Below are 17,965 nucleotides of genomic sequence, written 5' to 3'. Positions count from 1 at the left end.
GTGAGCGTATGAATATGCGCGAGGGTCTCCTGCACCTTCTCCTTCAGCTTTGCCTCGGAGCGCAACGTGGATTTGTTCCACACAAACAAATACTTGTTAGCGTCGGCTTCGATCTTCGTGCCATCTAAAAAGTACTGCTCCATCGTGATGTGGTTGTCCGCGATAAGCTTCCCAATCATCGCTTCAAACAGCTCGTCCATGAATGCTTTCATGCGCACCCCACGAAAGTCGTTCAAGGCCCTGAAGTCCGGCTGCTGCATCGCAGCCAGCCACATAGCCGGGAGGTTTTCACGCAGCAGCTTTTCGATCCCGCGGCAGGAGTAGATCTTTTGCGAGTAGCCGTAGAGGATCGCCTTAAGCATCATTTTGGGATGGTAGGAGCTGCGACCTCCACCCACATAGTGAGCAAACAATTGCTCATCCGGGAGGGCTTCAATCATTTCATCAATCACACGCGCCACATGGTGATCAGGGGTGAATAGCTCCAGATCCAGAATCATTTGCGTCTGTTTGTTGTCGTAGGGCTTGGAGGTAAGGGGCAGATTTCGTTTGGAAACCTCTTCTTCTAGATCCCCTAGAGGAAGCGTCAGTTGCATGGTATACTGTTTGGTAGTAGTCGTTTGATTACGCAAAAAAAAACGTCCTTTCCTGAATGGGTGTGTGGTAACTTCCATTTTACAAGAAAAGACGGTTTTTTTGTGCTTTTTTACATACAACGAAAACAGGGCGGACCAGAAATCAGTTTTCACTGACTGGACAGCCCCTTTGAATTATAGAAAGTATATGTTTTCTCCACACTTGGCCTATAATTCTCGGAATGAAACGGCTGCCCCTCCAAAGGATCGCAACAGCCGTTTCACCTTGATAGTTGCCCAAAGGAACATTCGCTGGATACGGTTCCCTCTACTATTTGTCTGTTTTTGGTGCTTCCGTTGCTACGGGAGCGATAGCCGGCTTGATTTTCGCTATAGCGGCTTCCACAGTATTCGGTGCAACTGGCGCAGACGGAGCGATCGCTTTCGACGTCAACCCTTGAATCAACTGGTTCACGTCGATGCCGGATACGCTTTTTAGCATCTCAGGCGCTGTCGACATCAACGAGGTTACGTAATTGCTTAGTCGTGCCGCTCCTTCTCCGTTGCCCGTATCGACAACGGTCAGCTTATCGATCGAGCTGATCGGCTCGGCAACCTTGCCAGCGAGCTCTGGCAGCATTTTGACGATAATATCCAGGACGGCCGCTTCTCCGAACTTCGCGAACGCTTCCGCCAGCTTTTCCTTCGCCTCGGCTTCAGCGAGACCGCGCAGCCGGATAACCTCCGCCTCCGCCGTACCTTTGGCTTTCTCCGCTTCCGCCACCGCAAGACCTTCCAAACGTTTCTGAGCCGCTTGCGCCTTCGCTTCCGCTTCTATCCGGTATTGCAGCGCATCGGCTTCGCGAATCCGCTTGGCCTTGTCTGCTTCCGCCGCTTGTTCGACGGCGTAACGGTCGGCGTCCGCCTTCTTCTTAACCTCCGCGTCATATTGTTTCTCGCGACGCAGAATCTCTTTGCCTTCGAGGTCGATTTCGCGCTCCTTGCGGACGAGCTCTACCTTCATTTGCTCCTCGACCACGCTTTGCTTCGCGCGCGCTTCTTGAATAGAGTAAGCCTGGTCGGCTTCCGCCTTTGCCGTATCCTGATCGCGCTTGAAGGAGGCTACCTTCATCTCTTTATCCTTCTCGGCTTCCGCGATGTTGGTATCACGCAGCAGCTCCGCCTTCTGTCCGGCTTCCGCTGCATGCGCCTTCTGAATTCTCGCATCCCGTATGGCTTCGGCTTCGGCGATGTCGGCATCGCGCTTGACGGCTGCGATACGCGGCTTGCCGAGAGCATCCAGATAACCGTGTTTGTCGCGCAGATCCTTGATTGTAAACGAAACGATCTGCAGGCCCATCTTCTTCAAATCCTTCGCTGCCACGCCCTGTACCTCTTGCGCGAACTTATCGCGGTTACGGTACACTTCTTCTACCGTCATTGAACCGAGAATCGCGCGCAGATGACCTTCGAGCACTTCTTGGGCTTCGCTTTTCAAACCTTCTGTCGGCTTGCCAAGGAACTGCTCCGCGGCAGTCGCCACGTCTTCCATCGCGCCGCCGATCTTGATGATCGCCACGCCATCGGCCATGACGGGAACGCCTTGCTCCGTATACACTTCCGGCGTAGATACGTCCAGCTTGTGGGACAAGAGCGACAAGTACTCGGCCTTCTGGAATACCGGCAGGATGAAGGCGCCCCCGCCTCGAATGATTTTTACCTTGCGGCCCGATTCGTCCACGAGCGAGTTGCGGGATCCAAGGAACGATCCCGTAACGAGCATCGCCTCGTCCGGACTCACCGTCTTGTACCTCGCCCAGAAGGCAAGACCCAATACGACAAGCACACCTACAACGATAAGGGGAATGATCAAATATTCTGGCAAATTCATGTACAGCATGACTCCTCTCATAATAAAGTACACTTACGACTGTTTCGTTTAGATGCTCAGATTCACTTCGGAGACGTATAACACACTATCCTTCACTTCCACGACGACGACTTTCGCATCTCCGGATATCGGCTGCTGATCGAAGCTGGCAGCGATCTGATTCGTAACGCCCGCTCCGGCCTGGATCATCACTTCGCCATAACCTGTCGCAGGGATCGGAATCGTTACCTCGCCGAGCGTGCCGGCCAGGGATTGGAGCGTGAACGCAATGGAGTTCTCGCTATTCTCCATGGGCCTTACGTACAGGAAGAACACCGCCGCTCCAAGAGCGATGGCAATCAGGACGGCGAGCAGCACGACGATCCATTCGCCTAGCGACGTGTAGCGGGTCAGCATAAGTCCGGCTCCTCCGAAAGCCGTAATGCCACCGAACAAAGTCATCGGGCTCAGGAAGGCGGGACCTTCCAGCGACAAGAAGTCTAGCGCTCCTTCCATGGCTTGGCTGAGCCAGTCTCCGAATATGACGCTGACAATCGCGAACAGGATGCCTAGCGCCAAACAGGATAAAAATAACGTTTCCATCTTCCACCTCCATCCCATGGTCTCCAGAACCTGTAATCTTTACCGTAATTAATACGGCCGACCTGCTACAAAAGTTGCTAAAAAAATTCGACAAACTTCACTTTCTTTCAGGCTTTTTTCATTTAATGACATGAAAACTCTCCCCCTTTACTTATTATACAAAACTTTTCCGCCTCGTCATGCGTTTAACAATAAGATAAGATTCTTTTTTTCTTGCCGCCAATCCGTAACGAACTGTACGGCACAGCTTTGCTGAACGGCCGAATACATGAACCGAATATCGTTTTGTGCTATAATGGTAATGCTATTTTGGAGGAGGAGTTATAAGCATGCAAGAGGATACAAAGCCATCGCGGAAGCCCTACGGCAAATGGCGAATGTTCGGACTAGTATCATTTATCACAGTGAAATGGATTATTTACTTCGGCATCTTCTTCGGCCTGCTCGCAGGAGGAGCCGTAACGGGTTATGTCGCCGCTCTCGTCAAAGACGAGGAAGTTCGACCGCAATCCGTCATTCAGGACAAGGTCGGCGAATATTCGATGACGGGCTATGTCTACTTCAACGACGACTCGCTGGTCGGCCAGCTTCGGACAGACGAAGACCGGATCGTTGTGGAGTACGACGACATCCCGCAAAGCGTCATCAACGCTCTGCTGGCAACGGAGGACAATGAGTTCTTCGAACATAAAGGCGTGAGCGTCAACGGTCTCGGCCGCGCCGTCAAGCAGAAGCTGTTTAATGAAGATACGCAGACGGGCGGCAGTACGCTGACCCAGCAGCTCGCCAGACGGGTGTTTCTCAACCTGGACAAAACGGACAGCCGCAAAATCAAAGAAATATTTTTGTCGTTGCGGATGGAACGTTACTTAACGAAAAAAGAAATATTGGCTGCCTACTTGAACAAGATGCCGTTCGGCAACGGCTCCAACGGTTATCAGGTATTCGGCATTCAAGCCGCTGCCAAGGGCATATTCGGAATCAGCGATCTCAAAAAGCTCAATATTGCCCAGTCGGCTTATCTGGCCGGCTTGCCGCAGCTCCCATCCTTGTACAATGCTTTCACGGGGACGGGCAAATTTAATGAAGCCGGCTTCGAACGCGCAGTAAAGCGCCAGCAGCTCGTATTGTCACGAATGCTGGAAACTGGAAGAATTACGCAGGCGGAATACGATGAAGCGATTAAATTCGATACAAGAGCCTCAATTGCTCCTCCAAGCGAGAAAGCCTATACGACTTATCCCTACCTCATGCTGGAGGCGGAGCGTCAGGCGGCCGAAGCCCTGCTCATGCAGGAGGACCCTACCTTGACGAAGGAAGCCCTTCGCGGCAAGGAAAACGCGGAGCTGATCGAACAGGCAAGGGAACAGTTGCTTCGTGGCGGATATCATGTCTACACCACGATCGACAAGCAAGTGTACGACATCATGCGCAAGATTGGCAGCAACGAAGAAAACTTCACGCCTTACAGCGAGAAGAAGGGTCTGGAGCAGACTGCCGCAATCATGCTGGATCATAAGACCGGCGCCATTATCGGCATGCTGGAAGGCCGCGACTTCTACGAGGAGCAGATGAACTTCGCGACGCAGATGATCCGCCAGCCGGGCTCCACGATGAAGACGCTGGCTGCCTATCTGCCCGCCATCGATTCCGGCATCATCCAGCCGGCGAGCATCATCGACGATGCCCCGCTCGTGCTCAGCGACGGACAGAAGGGTTATCATATCCCGATGAACGTCAATCGGAAGTTCACGGGACTCGTAACGGCGCGCGACGCGCTAAACCGCTCCATGAACTTGCCGGCACTGAAAATTTTCAACGAAGAAGTAACGATCGAAAAGGCTTGGGAGTTCGTCCGGGAGCTCGGCATCACCACGCTGCAGCCTGAGGATGCGTATTCCCAGACCGGCGTTATCGGCGGACTGCGGCTCGGCGTCTCGGTAGAAGAGATGACCAACGCTTACGGCGCCATCCCGAATCAAGGCGTATTCAACGACGCATACATGATCGAAAAAATTACGGACGCGAACGGCAAGATCGTCTACGAGCATAAAGCTCAGCCTAAGCAAGTATTTTCGGAGCAGACGGCCTTCCTGATGACCGACATGTTGAAGACGGTTATTTCCAGCCCGTCGGGCTCAGGCAACGCTATCTCGAAGCAATTCAAACAATATGGCAAGATTCCGATCGCAGGCAAAACAGGATCTACGCAAAGCTACGGCGATGTCTGGTTTATGGGCTTCTCTCCTGATGTTACGCTAGGCGTTTGGGCCGGCTATGAGGAGCAGGTCAATTCCCTGTCCAACAACGGACGAACACGGGCACGTTCGATCTGGACACTAATTATGAACGAGGTGTCGGAACAGAAGCCCGGCCTGTTTAATACAGAAGAATTCCCGAAGCCGGATGGCATCGTCAAGGCTACCGTATCATCGGCAAGCGGTCTTCTGCCAAGCTCGCTGACGAGTTCGGCCGGCATGTCCGTCACGGACTGGTTCAACAAGGAATTTTTGCCTAAGAAGAAGGACGATGCCCTCGTCAGTATGAAGCTGATTACGTACAAAGGCATCAACTACGTGCCTAACGAGCTTACGCCGGACGATATGCTCAAGGAAAAGGTCGTCATTAAGCGCAAAAAGCCGTTGGACGAACTGATGGATGAAATTCAAGCAGCGCAAGCGAAGCTGCCAGCCAGCAGCAGACGTCCTATGGAAATCTACATCCCGGCTGATGCGGGCAACGACGCTCCGTCCAAGACGGACCCGCGCAGTGATGATGGCGCAGCCCCTGCTCCGCCGGTCGACGTAAAGATGACTCAAGGCGGCAATGGCTCGCTGACGATTACGTTCAAGGACAGCCCGTCGGCGGATGTGGTCGGTTATCGAATCTACCGCTCTACGAATGCGGGGGCTTACGAGAAGTTCGGCAGCTCGCTGCTGTTAGGAGATGATTATTCTTCATCCTTTACGGCTTCCGCGACAGATAGCACAACCTATTATGTTGTGGCGGTCGACGTTGTCGGCAAGGAATCGGCTCCGAGCGCGATTATGTCGAACGGCGTGGTGCCTGGCTTACCAGAAATCCCTTCCATCCCAGGACTGCCTGGCGATGGCAATGAAGGCGGCAACGAGGGTAACGGCGGTTCGGAAACGGGAGCTGCGCCTTCCGCTCCTACCGGCTTGCAGGCCGAAAGCTCTGCTCTAAGCGTAGTCGTGAGCTGGGCTGCGAACCCGGTGTCTGATCAAGTCACTACCTATCATATCTATTACAGCTCCGGCAATGATGACAATTACATGCTGCTGGGCTCGACCTCGCAAACGAATTACGAGCATGTCTCGCCGTTTGCGACAGGCACCTATTACATCGTAGCGGAAAATGCGGCAGGTCATTCGTCACCTTCCTCGAAGATAAAGATCGTGGGCTGACACCGAATCTGCTGCAGAATCAAAACAGAAAGAAGGGTTATTCCGAGGTTGTGAACCTCGGAATAACCCTTTTTATGAATTATAGGAAAGTATATGATTTCATCATACTTTCTCTATAATTCTCGGAACGAAACGCGCCCCGCCGCCAAAGGACGGCGTAGTCGTTTCGCCTTGTCCGGAACTTAATCTTCGATTGTGGACAGATCTCCTGTCGGCAGGTTAAGCTCCCACGCCTTCAGCACGCGCCGCATAATCTTGCCGCTGCGCGTCTTTGGCAGCTTATCCTTAAATTCGATCTCGCGAGGAGCGGCATGTGCCGACAAGCCGACCTTGACGAATTGGGAAATCTCCTTTTTAAGCTCCTCAGTCGGCTCGTAGCCTTCGCGAAGCGCAATGAACGCCTTAATAATCTCGCCGCGCACCATGTCCGGCTTGCCGATGACGCCCGCTTCCGCTACGGCAGGATGCTCGACGAGCTTGCTCTCTACCTCAAACGGTCCAACGCGTTCGCCGGCTGTATTGATAACGTCATCGATACGGCCCTGGAACCAGAAGTAACCATCCTCATCCATATATGCAGAGTCACCGGATACATACCATCCCTTTAAACGGAAATATTCTTCGTACTTGGAAGGATTGTTCCATACCTTGCGCATCATGGCAGGCCAAGGCGTCCCAATAGCCAGATTGCCCATCCGGTAAGGAGGCACTTCGTTGCCGTTGTCGTCAATGATCGCAGCGCGAATGCCTGGGAGCGGCTTGCCCATGGAGCCGGGCTTAATATCCATGCTCGGATAATTGCAGATGAGCTGTCCGCCAGTTTCCGTCATCCACCAAGTATCGTGAATACGTTGTCCGTAAACCTTCATCCCCCAACGTACAACCTCTGGATTAAGCGGCTCTCCGACGCTCAGCACATGTCGCAGGCTCGACAGGTCATACTGCTTGGACAGGTCGTCCCCTGCTCCCATCAACATACGGAACGCGGTAGGCGCGCTGTACCAAACCGTGACGCCGTACTTCTGAATGACGTTGTACCAGTCTGCCGGGCTAAAGCGGCCGCCGCGAATGACGTTGGTAGCTCCGTTAAGCCATGGTCCGAAAATGCCGTAAGATGTGCCTGTGACCCAGCCCGGATCGGCTGTGCACCAGTATACGTCGTCTTCCTTTAGATCCAGAACGATCTGTCCGGTATACTTGTGCTGAACCATGGCGTTCTGGACATGGAACACCCCCTTTGGCTTACCAGTAGAACCTGATGTATAATGGAGGATAAGTCCGTCTTCACGGTCCAGCCACTCGATCTCGGCTTTATCGGAAGCGGCGGCCATCTCACTCTTGAAGTTCACGATGCCTTCCTCTTCCGGAACATCGTTGCCGAAGACGATAATATGTTTTAACGCGGGCAATTCGTCTCTCTTAATGCGATGCAGCAGGGCAGGCGTGGTCACGATTGCGACCGCTTCGCTGTCTTGCAGACGATCCTTGACGGCCGTCTCCATAAACGCCTCGAACAACGGACCGACGACGGCGCCGATCTTTAAGACGCCTAGAACGCTGAAGTACAGCTCCGGCGTGCGGGGCATGAAGATGAAGACACGTTCGCCTTTGCCGATTCCGAGACCGCGAAGAACGTTCGTGAAGCGATTCGATTGCTCGCTAAGCTGACGGAACGTGTATGTTTCATCCCTTTCATTGTCGCTGTAATGAAGGGCAATCTTGTCCCCTTTACCGTTCTCGATATGGCGCTCGATCGCTTCGTATGCCATATTGACCTTGCCGTTCTCGGTCCAGCTGAACGTGCGTTCGATCTGATCCCACGAGAAGGAAGCGGCTGCTTCTTCGTAATTTTTGAGGTTGGGGTTTGTTGCCGTTGCGGGTATGCGCTCTTGATGTAGGTTGCTCATACTATCACTCTCCCATCAAATCTGGAAATCGCCATCATAGGAAGGCGCTTACATAACACTTTTCCTATTATACCATAAGTCTATTCTATTCGACTACGCTTTTCATTTTCTTGATTGTTTGTTATAAAGAGTAGTATAAAGCAATCAAAATAAAGAAAAAAGCGATCACAATAGTAACTTTCCCGAAAGAAAGGTGTTGATCACTTGGAACATCGCAAACGGCTCCAGACCGAGACAATCCCGATAAACGATAGCCGGGAGCTCATCCTAGAAGGTCCTGTCCCTCCTTCCAGGCTCGCGGATTACAAGATGCATGCAAAGCTGGATGCCTTCCGCCGACCAGCGGAGCAGCATGAAGCGCTGGTTGAAATTGCTGGCCTTGCGGAAGGGCGCATTATTGTCGCCCGCGAGGATGACTTGATTGTTGGATATGTAACCTTCCATTATCCCGATGAATTAGAGAGATGGTCGGAGGGCGGCATGACCGACCTCGTCGAGCTTGGCGCAATCGAGGTTGCGAATGACTATCGCGCATATGGAATCGGCAAACGCCTGATCGCCTTGGCTTTCGCCGAGGAGCAGCTGGAGAACATGATCGTATTTACGACGGAATATTATTGGCACTGGGACCTTGAAGGCACCAAGCTCAACGTATGGGATTATCGTAATATGATGGAACGATTGATGAAGTCCGCCGGTATGATCTGGTACGCGACGGACGATCCCGAGATCTGCTCGCATCCCGCCAATTGCCTTATGGTGCGGATCGGCAAGGAAGTTCCGTTATCATCCATCGAACAATTCGACCGTGTCCGTTTCCGTAATCGATATATGTATTGATCGTAACGACATTCTCAGCGAGAAAGGAATGGCTTTCGAAAATGGTATCCAACGCTATCTTCATCCATCATTCCGATTCATCCCGTTACAAATTTAATGAGGACCACCCCTTCGACCCCATACGCCAGACGTTGACAATCGACCTGCTTAAAGAAGCCGGCGCCTTAACGGATGACGAGCTGCTCACCCCTAGCATCGTCTGCAATGACGAATTGCTGCAGCTGGTTCATCGGCCAGACTACGTAAACGCTGTCAAAGCGCTAAACAATGAAGCCGATCCTCGCATTCGGGCGGTAACCGCCGAGCAGTATGGTCTCATGACGGAGGATACGCCTTTTTTCTCCGGCATGCACGAAGCGGCTTCCTTGATCGTGGCCGGCTCAGTAGCGGCCGCAGACGCCGTTATGAGCGGCCAGACGCTGCACGCCTTTCATCTGGCCGGCGGTCTTCATCACGCGTTCCCGGACAAAGCTTCGGGCTTCTGCGTCTATAACGACGCGGCAATCGCCATAGAGTACATCCGTGAGCGTTATGGAGCAAGAGTCTTGTATATCGATACCGACGTTCATCACGGCGACGGCGTCCAGTGGGTGTTTTACGCTGATCCCCATGTGTGCACCTACTCCATACACGAAACAGGCAAATATCTATTCCCAGGTACGGGATATGCAGCGGAGAAAGGAGCGGACAGCGGCTTCGGGACTTGCTTTAATATGCCGTTGGAACCGTTTACGGAAGACGAATCCTGGCTGGAGAGCTTCAACATTACGCTTCGCAAGGTCATTGCAACCTTTAAGCCGGATATCATCGTGAGCCAGCATGGCTGCGACGCGCATGCGTACGATCCTCTCTCTCATATTCACTGCAGCATGAATATCTATCGCGAAATTCCGGCCATTATACATGAGCTGGCGCATACGTACACAGGCGGCAAGTGGGTCGCGCTCGGCGGCGGCGGATATGACATATGGAGAGTTGTCCCACGCGCCTGGTCCATGATCTGGCTGGAAATGATCGACCACCCTCTGGCAAGCCAATTTCGCGGCCCCGACAGCCCTCTGCTGCCTCAGAGCTGGATAGCCCGCTGGAAGGACCAAAGCCCCGCTCCCCTCCCGACGGCATGGCTGGATGGCGCGGACGACATCCCTCCCGTCCCGAGGCGCGCACAGATCGTGGAGAGCAATCGCATTACGCAAGGCATCGTCACGCAGGATCTTTAAGGTTGTTCAAAAAGTCCGCTTTTGATCACGAAGTATGCCAAGAAGCGTACTCGACATCGAATATTGAATTCAGGCGAAACTTCCGGTGCTCACGTAGCTTCCACTACGCTCCGCTCCTCAGTTTCTACCTTCTTTCAATCTTCTCGGTGCTGAAAACCGAACTTTTTGAACTCCTACTTTAATTCCGCTTAACCTCATACCGGCATACTTAACAACAAAGAGCAACCAGGCGAAGCCTTAAGGGCCGCTGATTGCTCTTTTTATTGTTATATACGCTGCAGGATATCGTCAATTATGCGATAAGAGTGGTTCGAAGCCTGCACTGTAAAGTCAGCAAAATTGGCATGCGCCGAGCCGTCAGCTTTATCCGACATGGAGCGGATGACGACAAATGGAATGCCGTTCATCTCGCATACCTGCGCGACAGAGGCGCCTTCCATCTCTGCACATGCTCCCTTAAGAGACTGATGCAGCTCCTCTACCTTCTCTTTGCTTGCAATGAACTGGTCGCCGGACAATACGACTCCCGTCAGGCAGCGGCCCGGGAAAAGTCTCTCGCTCGCGCTTGCAGCTAACTCGATCAGTCCGGGATCAGCCCGAAACACCGAGTTCGGGTGGTACGGAATCTCGCCTAGTTGGTAACCCAGCGGCGAGCAATCCATATCATGCTGGATGCAAGAACTCGACACAACGATATCGCCAATGTCAAGTCTTGGATCCAGCGCGCCCGCAACTCCGGTAAATAAAACATGACTAGCTCCGGCATCCAGCAGCAGTTGCGTACAGACGGCTGCATTTACCTTGCCGACGCCCGACTTGCAATAGATGACATTTTTGCCATGAAGCTTGCCTTCGTAGTACGTAATACCGGCTTTGGTGAACGTGTCCGTTACCCGGACATGCTCATGCAGCCGTTCGATCTCTTCGGCCATTGCTCCGATGATGCCAATCTTAGATGCCGTCATTCTATTTAAATGGCTCCGACCGATTGCCGAACGATGATTTCATGCGGCAAAACGACCCTGGCATGCTCTACGTTTTCTTTTTTCATTAATTTGGTCAACAAGCGCATCGACACGGCGCCGATATCATACATAGGCTGTGCTACCGCAGTAAGCTGCGGGCGAACCATGGATGCCATTCGGCTGTTGTCAACGCTGATGACGGAAATATCGCCTGGCACTTGCAGGCCGGCATCCTGGATGCAATGAATCGCACCGATAGCCATCTCGTCCGTGGCCGAGAATATAGCTGTCGGACGCTCGCTCAGATCGATGAAATATTTCATCGCTTCTGCACCGGATTCGTATCTGTAGTTGCCAATACGAACTAATGTATCATCGTATGGCAGACCCGATGTTTCAAGCGCGCGCTTATAGCCTTGGAATCTGGCATATCCGTTGGATGGATCCTGAAGCGTGCCGCTGATCATCGCAATTCGTTTATGGCCTTTGCCTATCAGCTTCATAACGGCATCATATGCCGCCTCCTCGTGATCGATATCCACGGAAGGGATCTGGTTGTTATCATCGCTGGTGGCGCACAAAACGATCGGTACATTCGCCGTCTTGAACGCTTGCAGATGCTCGTCCGTCACCGCGCCGCCCATGAACAGCAGGCCGTCGACTTGCTTCTCCAGCAGGGTGTTGATAACGCGGATTTCCTTATCCTTCTTCTTGTCCGCGTTACACAAAATAATATTGTAATGATACATATTCGCGATATCTTCGATTCCGCGCGCTACCTCCGCGAAGATCGCATTGGAAATATCGGGAATCACGACGCCGACTGTGGTCGTCTTCTTGCTGGCCAGTCCGCGCGCAACCGCGTTGGGACGGTAGCCCAAACGTTCGATTGCTTCATATACTTTTTTTCTTGTTGCCGGCTTCACGTTAGGGTTATTGTTGACAACCCTGGAAACCGTAGCCATGGACACTCCTGCTTCTCTTGCTACATCATAAATGGTTACCGTCACGGATTCTCTCTCCATTTGTTCAGATTTGGATTACATCACTATGGTTCAACCTACATACACCATCGGGCAGACCCGACTGCAAGGTTCACGCATATGTATCGCACGCCGATTATTAACGTAATCATACGACAAAATATTACTTTTCGCAATGTGAGCGAATAAACGGCAACAAATGGACTTCGGATGAGAACAAGCCATGCGGCAGCCGTTCTGACGAAACGTTCAAGCTTATGTAAGCATCGAGCGTCGGCTAAGCTGCTGCAATCGCTTGTTCAGGTCTGTGATCCAATCCTCGTCTTCCAGCGATTGGGCCAACAGGTACAAGTCCAGCAGATTATTGATTCGATGTTGAATCAAGGCTTCCACGTCCTGAGGCTCAGGAGGTTTCTTGTTCACTTTGGCTTCGACGAGCAGATCCGCCCATTCGTTGCATTCGTTAAACAGGAAGGTTTGTTTGTCAGGCTCGGCTCCGAGCTTGGCGATCAGCCCCGTTAGATCGGGTTTCACTTCAGGAATGACTTCGCTTCTGCTGCAAGCAGTACAGGAGAAGATGGGGACATTATCGATTTCAACTTTGCCGGAATAGATCACCGTACGCAGCTTCATCGTCATGATCTCGCCGCAATGGCATGTTTTACGCAAAATGGGTCAGCTCCTTATTCATGCGGCTTAGCCGCTTACCTCACTGCTTGAGTGCAGCCTCGGGAATGTATAGAGGATTCGACCTTTTTTGCGAAAAGTCCTGCTTAATCGTCCCATGAAATTTTTACTACTTCACGACTTTTCTCCATAAGCGCTTTACAGGAGGAATAGCCACGACAACCGTCCAGCCTAACGCGCCTATACAATCGTTTCGAACGTCGGCCGCATCCATCATCCGACCACCGACCCACGACTGATGGAGCTCGTCCGTCACGCCGTATAAACCGCATAGAACGACAATGAACACCTTGATCAAAGGACGTTCCGCCTTGACCCCGAGCGCGTAATCGAATGTCGCAGCGAGAATGAAATAAGCAACGAAGTGTCCCCAATTAAAGTCCGTCATCCAGGGGAACCATCGTTGGAAGAAAGGCAGCACCGTGTTCAACTCATCGCCGGTCCTGGACGATAATGCAAAGATGACGGCCATCCATACAACGGCTGGCAGCCATCGGATAAGTTGGCGCATGCGCCGCGAAGAGCTGCTTGTTACGGTTTGATTCATATCTGCTCCTTGGATACAATAGGAATGAATAACTTATTGTCAACTGGTATCTATCATCGAAGGGAGAGGTAATTATGTCGTTGAATAATCAAACGGTCATCTGTCTGCTCGATGACGAATTCGAGGATTTGGAATTATGGTATCCCGTCTACCGCGTGCGCGAAGCCGGGGCGACTGTTCTGTATGCCGGCCCCGAAAAAGGTAAGAAGCACATTGGCAAATATGGCGTCCCCGCTGTCGCCGACTTGTCTTTTGACGAAGTGAACGCGGCCGACATTGCCGGCTTGCTCGTGCCGGGCGGCTGGGCGCCGGACAAGCTCCGGCGGTACCCCAAAGTGCTAAGCCTCGTGCAGGAGCTAAATGCGGTGGACAAGCCGATCGGCCAAATCTGCCATGCGGGATGGGTGCTCATCTCTGCGAAAATTCTGGAAGGCCGCAAAGTGACCTCGACCCCAGGTATCCGCGATGATTTGGAAAACGCCGGAGCTGCTTGGTTTGACGAAGCTGTGGTGGTCGACGGCAATCTTATCTCCGCGCGCCGTCCGCCCGATCTGCCTCCATACGCCAAAGCGTTCGTGGACGCGCTCCAGCAGCGAATGGGTTAACCGTTCGCCGTCTGCTCGTCCTTGAGCTCCATAAACGCCTCCAGCTTGCCGATAATTTCCGAACTCGTCCGGCATTGCTGGAGGTTCCTCCACACTTCCCTGCATTCATCCTGCCTTGTCGAGAGCAAGCGTTCCTTGATGGGCAAGATAGAATGCGCCGACATGCTGAGCCCGTCGACATCCAGGCTGAGCCAGATCGGGAGCGCCCTCATATCTCCGGCAAGCTCTCCGCATACGCCTACCTTGATGCCCCGTTCCTTGGCCGCCTCCACCGTCGTTTTAATCATTCGCAGCAGAGCCGGGTGGAACGGATCATAAAGATGCGATATTTCTTCGTTCATTCGATCGACCGCCAGCGTGAATTGAAGCAGATCGTTTGTACCGATGCTAAAGAAATCCACCTCTTGCGCGAGCAAGTCGGCAATGATAACAGCTGCCGGCACCTCGATCATGACGCCGATTGGGATATTGCGGTCGTATGGAATGCCCTCCGCATCCAGTTCTCTCATCGCTTCGGCAAGCACGACGTTAGCCGCACGGATTTCATCCACAGAGGTCACGAGCGGATACATCACTTTGACGGCACCATGGATGCTGGCCCGCAGAATCGCCCGAAGCTGCGTCTTGAACAAATCCTTGCGATCCAGTGAGATCCGGATTGCCCGATAACCCAGGAAAGGATTGTCTTCCTCCGGAATCTCGAAGTAATCCAATTGTTTGTCTCCGCCGATATCCAGCGTTCGAATGACAAGCGGTTCACCGCCGAGCCGTTCCGCTACGCTACGGTATACCTCATATTGCTCCTCTTCTTTAGGGAAGCGGCTTCGGTCCATGTAGAGAAACTCGGTACGGAACAAACCTACGCCCGTCGCTCCTCCCGCAAGCGCAATCTCCAGCTCCTTAAGCGAGCTGATATTCGCCTCTAACCGCAAAAACTTGCCATCAGGCGTCTCCGCGTTGCATTCCGCAAAGTGCTGCAGCTTCCGCTTGGCCTCCGTCTGGCGATCGTGCAACTCGTTGTACAGACTGATAATATCTTCCTTTGGATCAATATAGACGGTTCCGTCGCTGCCATCGATAATGAGGGTCTGCCCCGTTACGATCGGCTCTGTCAAACTGGCTTCCACCCCTACTACAAGCGGTACGCCAAGCGCTCTCGCCATAATGGAGGAATGAGAAGTTATGCTGCCTGCCAATGTGACAATGCCCAGCACATGATCCGGATTAATGTGGGCCAGCTGCGACGGCGACAGCTCCTTGGCAATAAGGATAAACGGCTGGGTATCCGAAGGCAGCGTTACTTCGGGTACGCCAAGCAGATGCTTGAGCAGCCGGTTGCCTACATCCTTGATATCGAGTGCCCGCTCCTTCATATAGTCGTCGTCGAGCAGATCGAACATGGTTACGAAGTGATCGATGGCCTCCTTGACTGCTACTTCGGCCGCCTTGTATTGGCGTTGGATGATGCCTTGAATTTCATTCATGAATACGGGATCGTCGAGAATGGCGAGATGCGCGTCGAAGATTTGACTTTCATCCGAGCCGACGACTTCCCTCAGTTCGTCCTTAATCTGTTGAATCTCGAACTTGGAAGTCCGAATCCCCTCGTACACCCGCTCGAATTCTCTGGCGAAATCCGCGACATCGACCTTGTTGTCCGGTACCTCCCACTCCCAGTTGGGGAGTACGAAAGACTTGCCGATTGCGATGCCCATTGAAGCGCCAATCCCTTGAATCATGTTCGTTCCCCTCCACCATTGCTCTCTTTAAGTACGACTGACATAACCGAAGACTGTCCCTTCTTCACCGCCTTAAACGGTGCGTAACGCCAGGAATGGACAATATCGGAGTTGGTAATGACCATTGGTGTAGCCAAGGACTTGCTCTCCTTACGCACCCTTTGCAGGTTGAACTTGATCAGCAGCGCGCCAGGCAGCACGGAGTCTCCTTCCTTCACGACCGCTTCGAAATAAGACTTGCCTGACAGCTTGGAAGTGTCGATGCCGATATGCAGCAGCACTTCCAAACCTTCCGGCGTACGAATGCCGATCGCATGCATTGTGGGGTAGATATGGATGACTTCTCCCTTTACGGGAGACACCAGTTCCCCCTTGTCCGGCAAAAAGGCAACGCCGTTGCCGACGAGCTTGCCAGCGAAGATAGGGTCGGGTACTTCATCAAGCGAAATCATGCGGCCTTGAACGGGCGAGTGGAATAACACTTGGGCTTGATCGCGGGTTATGGCTTTAAGCATCTCCTCGCGGATCAGCTCCGAAAACGTGCCGAACACGACCTGAACATGACCTCCGCCAAGCCGGATAACGCCTGCAGCGCCAAGATTGCGCAGCGCGTTGACGTCAATGATTTTATCGTTCGACACTTTCAGTCGCAGCCTTGTTATGCAGGATTCCATCTGCACGATATTCTGCTTGCCGCCGATCGCTTGCAAAATAAGCGGAGCGCGATAAGGAATGTCACCTGCCCATTCGTCGAGCTGCGAGCCCTCTTCGCGGCCTGGAGTAGGAATCTGGAATCTGGTAATCGCCCAGCGGAAAAGCAGATAATATACCGCGAACACAACAATGCCGATGGGAAGTATGAGCCATCCCCTCGTCGCCAAATGTTTGTTAATTAAAAAGTCGATGGCCCCCGCGGAGAAAGAGAAGCCGTGTCTGATGCCAAGCTCGTATGTCACCCACATAATACCGCCGGACAATATAGCGTGTACAACGTACAGATACGGAGCGACGAACAGGAACGCAAATTCCACAGGCTCCGTCACACCGGTCAGGAACGAGGCGAGAGCCGCATACAGGAAAGTCTTGCGAATCTTTGGCTTCAGATCTTCCCTTGCTTCGTGAATGATAGCAAAAGCGATAGCCGGCAGTGCGAACATCATCGTGGGATACAAGCCGGCCATGAAAACGCCTGCCTCGGGATCGCCGGCAAAGAAACGCGGCAGATCGCCGTATACCATCGTTCCTCCTTCCGTCTCGTAGCCCCCGATTTGGAACCAAAATACGTGGCTGACGAGGTGATGCAGGCCGAATACGACAAGAATACGGTGAATGAAGCCGTACAGAAATATGCCGAAACCTCCGCCCGAAGCGACGACGTCGCCGAGCTCCACCATCAAATGCTGAAGGGTCGGAGCAAGATTTAAAATCCCGATCGAAAAGAGCAGCGAGAGCACGCTTACAAATATCGGCACGAATCTCGGACCGCCAAAAAACTGAATGTATTCGGGCAATCGCAGATCCTTAAAGCGCTCATAGCTCACGCCGGAGACGATGCCGATCATGGCGCCAATCAGCACGGTAGGCTCAATTTCGGCGCTTGCTTCTGCTGTTATGCCCACATAGATGGCCATACCGACGAGCGAAGCGATTCCAGCCGACAAGGCGTTTCCGGTCAATCCCAACGAGATGCCCAAAGCGAATATAAAGGGCAGGTACACAAAAATAATATCGCTAGCCGCGCGCAGATGCTCCGCCATGCCGGGCAAACCGATCCAGTCCCAGGGCAATTGGCTCAAGCTAAGAAACACTGCTGCGGCAGGAAGCACAATCATGGGCAGCATAAACGCTCTGCCTAATTGCTGCAAGCTCCCTATAAACTTCATTTCGTCCTTAACCTCCTGTTGGCCGGTTGCTTCGTTTATGAGATACCCTCATGTACTGAAAATCGGTAAGTATGTCTTATTTGATGTTAAGCGCTGGCTAACTATTTGTCAAAGCC

General features: G+C 52.7%; 14 protein-coding genes. 4 read left to right on the top strand and 10 right to left on the bottom strand.

From position 1 onward, the window contains the following. From PAT3040_RS03735 to PAT3040_RS03725, 3 genes are all read right to left on the bottom strand, one after another. A partial coding sequence (locus PAT3040_RS03735) for a transposase (RefSeq protein ID WP_146200347.1) occupies window positions 1-749 on the bottom strand: 749 nt, incomplete at its 3' end. A 157-nt stretch (window positions 750-906) separates the two neighbouring features. After that, window positions 907-2,466, bottom strand: a complete 1,560-nt coding sequence (gene floT, locus PAT3040_RS03730; protein WP_108991562.1) for a flotillin lipid rafts scaffold protein FloT — start codon at window positions 2,464-2,466, stop codon at window positions 907-909. Between the two features lie 48 nt (window positions 2,467-2,514). Then, window positions 2,515-3,048: an NfeD family membrane protein gene (locus PAT3040_RS03725; RefSeq protein ID WP_108991561.1), complete on the bottom strand. Its 534-nt coding sequence runs from the start codon at window positions 3,046-3,048 to the stop codon at window positions 2,515-2,517. A 329-nt stretch (window positions 3,049-3,377) separates the two neighbouring features. Between PAT3040_RS03725 and PAT3040_RS03720 the strand changes: the two genes are divergently transcribed. Further along, window positions 3,378-6,473, top strand: a complete 3,096-nt coding sequence (locus PAT3040_RS03720) for a transglycosylase domain-containing protein (protein WP_108991560.1) — start codon at window positions 3,378-3,380, stop codon at window positions 6,471-6,473. A gap of 182 nt (window positions 6,474-6,655) precedes the next feature. Here the strand turns inward: PAT3040_RS03720 and acsA are convergent, their stop codons facing one another. Beyond that, complete coding sequence (gene acsA / locus PAT3040_RS03715; RefSeq protein ID WP_087567750.1) at window positions 6,656-8,380, bottom strand: acetate--CoA ligase; 1,725 nt, start codon at window positions 8,378-8,380, stop codon at window positions 6,656-6,658. Between the two features lie 204 nt (window positions 8,381-8,584). On the opposite strand from acsA, the gene PAT3040_RS03710 reads away from it, so the two are divergent. Together PAT3040_RS03710 and PAT3040_RS03705 are read left to right on the top strand one after the other, a co-directional pair. After that, entirely contained in the window at window positions 8,585-9,220 is a 636-nt protein-coding gene (locus PAT3040_RS03710) for a GNAT family N-acetyltransferase (protein ID WP_108991559.1), read from the top strand. A gap of 41 nt (window positions 9,221-9,261) precedes the next feature. Then, a complete protein-coding gene (locus PAT3040_RS03705) occupies window positions 9,262-10,440 on the top strand; it encodes an acetoin utilization protein AcuC (RefSeq protein ID WP_108991558.1) in 1,179 nt (392 codons plus the stop codon). A 266-nt stretch (window positions 10,441-10,706) separates the two neighbouring features. On the opposite strand, the gene PAT3040_RS03700 is transcribed toward PAT3040_RS03705, so the two are convergent. The 4 genes from PAT3040_RS03700 to PAT3040_RS03685 form a co-directional block, all read right to left on the bottom strand. Beyond that, window positions 10,707-11,405: a 5'-methylthioadenosine/adenosylhomocysteine nucleosidase gene (locus tag PAT3040_RS03700; protein WP_087567747.1), complete on the bottom strand. Its 699-nt coding sequence runs from the start codon at window positions 11,403-11,405 to the stop codon at window positions 10,707-10,709. Between the two features lie 5 nt (window positions 11,406-11,410). After that, window positions 11,411-12,415, bottom strand: coding sequence for a catabolite control protein A (gene ccpA, locus PAT3040_RS03695; protein WP_087567746.1), 1,005 nt, complete (start codon window positions 12,413-12,415; stop codon window positions 11,411-11,413). Between the two features lie 228 nt (window positions 12,416-12,643). Next, complete coding sequence (locus PAT3040_RS03690; RefSeq protein WP_108991557.1) at window positions 12,644-13,057, bottom strand: hypothetical protein; 414 nt, start codon at window positions 13,055-13,057, stop codon at window positions 12,644-12,646. Between the two features lie 127 nt (window positions 13,058-13,184). Further along, the gene (locus PAT3040_RS03685; protein WP_258234811.1) at window positions 13,185-13,622 is read right to left on the bottom strand and encodes a VanZ family protein; all 438 of its coding nucleotides are present in this window, start codon (window positions 13,620-13,622) and stop codon (window positions 13,185-13,187) included. A gap of 74 nt (window positions 13,623-13,696) precedes the next feature. On the opposite strand from PAT3040_RS03685, the gene PAT3040_RS03680 reads away from it, so the two are divergent. Continuing rightward, on the top strand, window positions 13,697-14,227 hold the full coding sequence (locus PAT3040_RS03680) for a type 1 glutamine amidotransferase domain-containing protein (protein WP_108991556.1): 531 nt from the start codon (window positions 13,697-13,699) through the stop codon (window positions 14,225-14,227). On the opposite strand, the gene ptsP is transcribed toward PAT3040_RS03680, so the two are convergent. Together ptsP and PAT3040_RS03670 are read right to left on the bottom strand one after the other, a co-directional pair. Further along, window positions 14,224-15,966: a phosphoenolpyruvate--protein phosphotransferase gene (gene ptsP, locus PAT3040_RS03675; protein ID WP_108991555.1), complete on the bottom strand. Its 1,743-nt coding sequence runs from the start codon at window positions 15,964-15,966 to the stop codon at window positions 14,224-14,226. The two genes, PAT3040_RS03680 and ptsP, sit on opposite strands and share 4 nt — an antisense overlap. Further along, the gene (locus PAT3040_RS03670) at window positions 15,963-17,849 is read right to left on the bottom strand and encodes a glucose PTS transporter subunit IIA (RefSeq protein ID WP_108991554.1); all 1,887 of its coding nucleotides are present in this window, start codon (window positions 17,847-17,849) and stop codon (window positions 15,963-15,965) included. Before PAT3040_RS03670 ends, ptsP begins: the two co-directional genes overlap by 4 nt. Window positions 17,850-17,965 lie beyond the last annotated feature (116 nt).

Source organism: Paenibacillus agaridevorans (assembly GCF_003112455.1).
Lineage (GTDB): Bacteria > Bacillota > Bacilli > Paenibacillales > Paenibacillaceae > Pristimantibacillus > Pristimantibacillus agaridevorans.
The sequence above is the reverse complement of the archived record's forward strand: the minus strand, read 5'-3'. Positions and strand labels throughout refer to the sequence as shown.

Bases quoted from the DNA above. Each gene is read 5' to 3' on its own strand.
- ptsP (WP_108991555.1), bottom strand. From the start codon at position 15,966: ATGATTCAAGGGATTGGCGCTTCAATGGGCATCGCAATCGGCAAGTCT.
- floT (WP_108991562.1), bottom strand. From the start codon at position 2,466: ATGAATTTGCCAGAATATTTGATCATTCCCCTTATCGTTGTAGGTGTG.
- PAT3040_RS03685 (WP_258234811.1), bottom strand. From the start codon at position 13,622: ATGAATCAAACCGTAACAAGCAGCTCTTCGCGGCGCATGCGCCAACTT.
- PAT3040_RS03680 (WP_108991556.1), top strand. From the start codon at position 13,697: ATGTCGTTGAATAATCAAACGGTCATCTGTCTGCTCGATGACGAATTC.
- PAT3040_RS03700 (WP_087567747.1), bottom strand. From the start codon at position 11,405: ATGACGGCATCTAAGATTGGCATCATCGGAGCAATGGCCGAAGAGATC.
- PAT3040_RS03725 (WP_108991561.1), bottom strand. From the start codon at position 3,048: ATGGAAACGTTATTTTTATCCTGTTTGGCGCTAGGCATCCTGTTCGCG.
- PAT3040_RS03705 (WP_108991558.1), top strand. From the start codon at position 9,262: ATGGTATCCAACGCTATCTTCATCCATCATTCCGATTCATCCCGTTAC.
- PAT3040_RS03720 (WP_108991560.1), top strand. From the start codon at position 3,378: ATGCAAGAGGATACAAAGCCATCGCGGAAGCCCTACGGCAAATGGCGA.
- PAT3040_RS03670 (WP_108991554.1), bottom strand. From the start codon at position 17,849: ATGAAGTTTATAGGGAGCTTGCAGCAATTAGGCAGAGCGTTTATGCTG.
- acsA (WP_087567750.1), bottom strand. From the start codon at position 8,380: ATGAGCAACCTACATCAAGAGCGCATACCCGCAACGGCAACAAACCCC.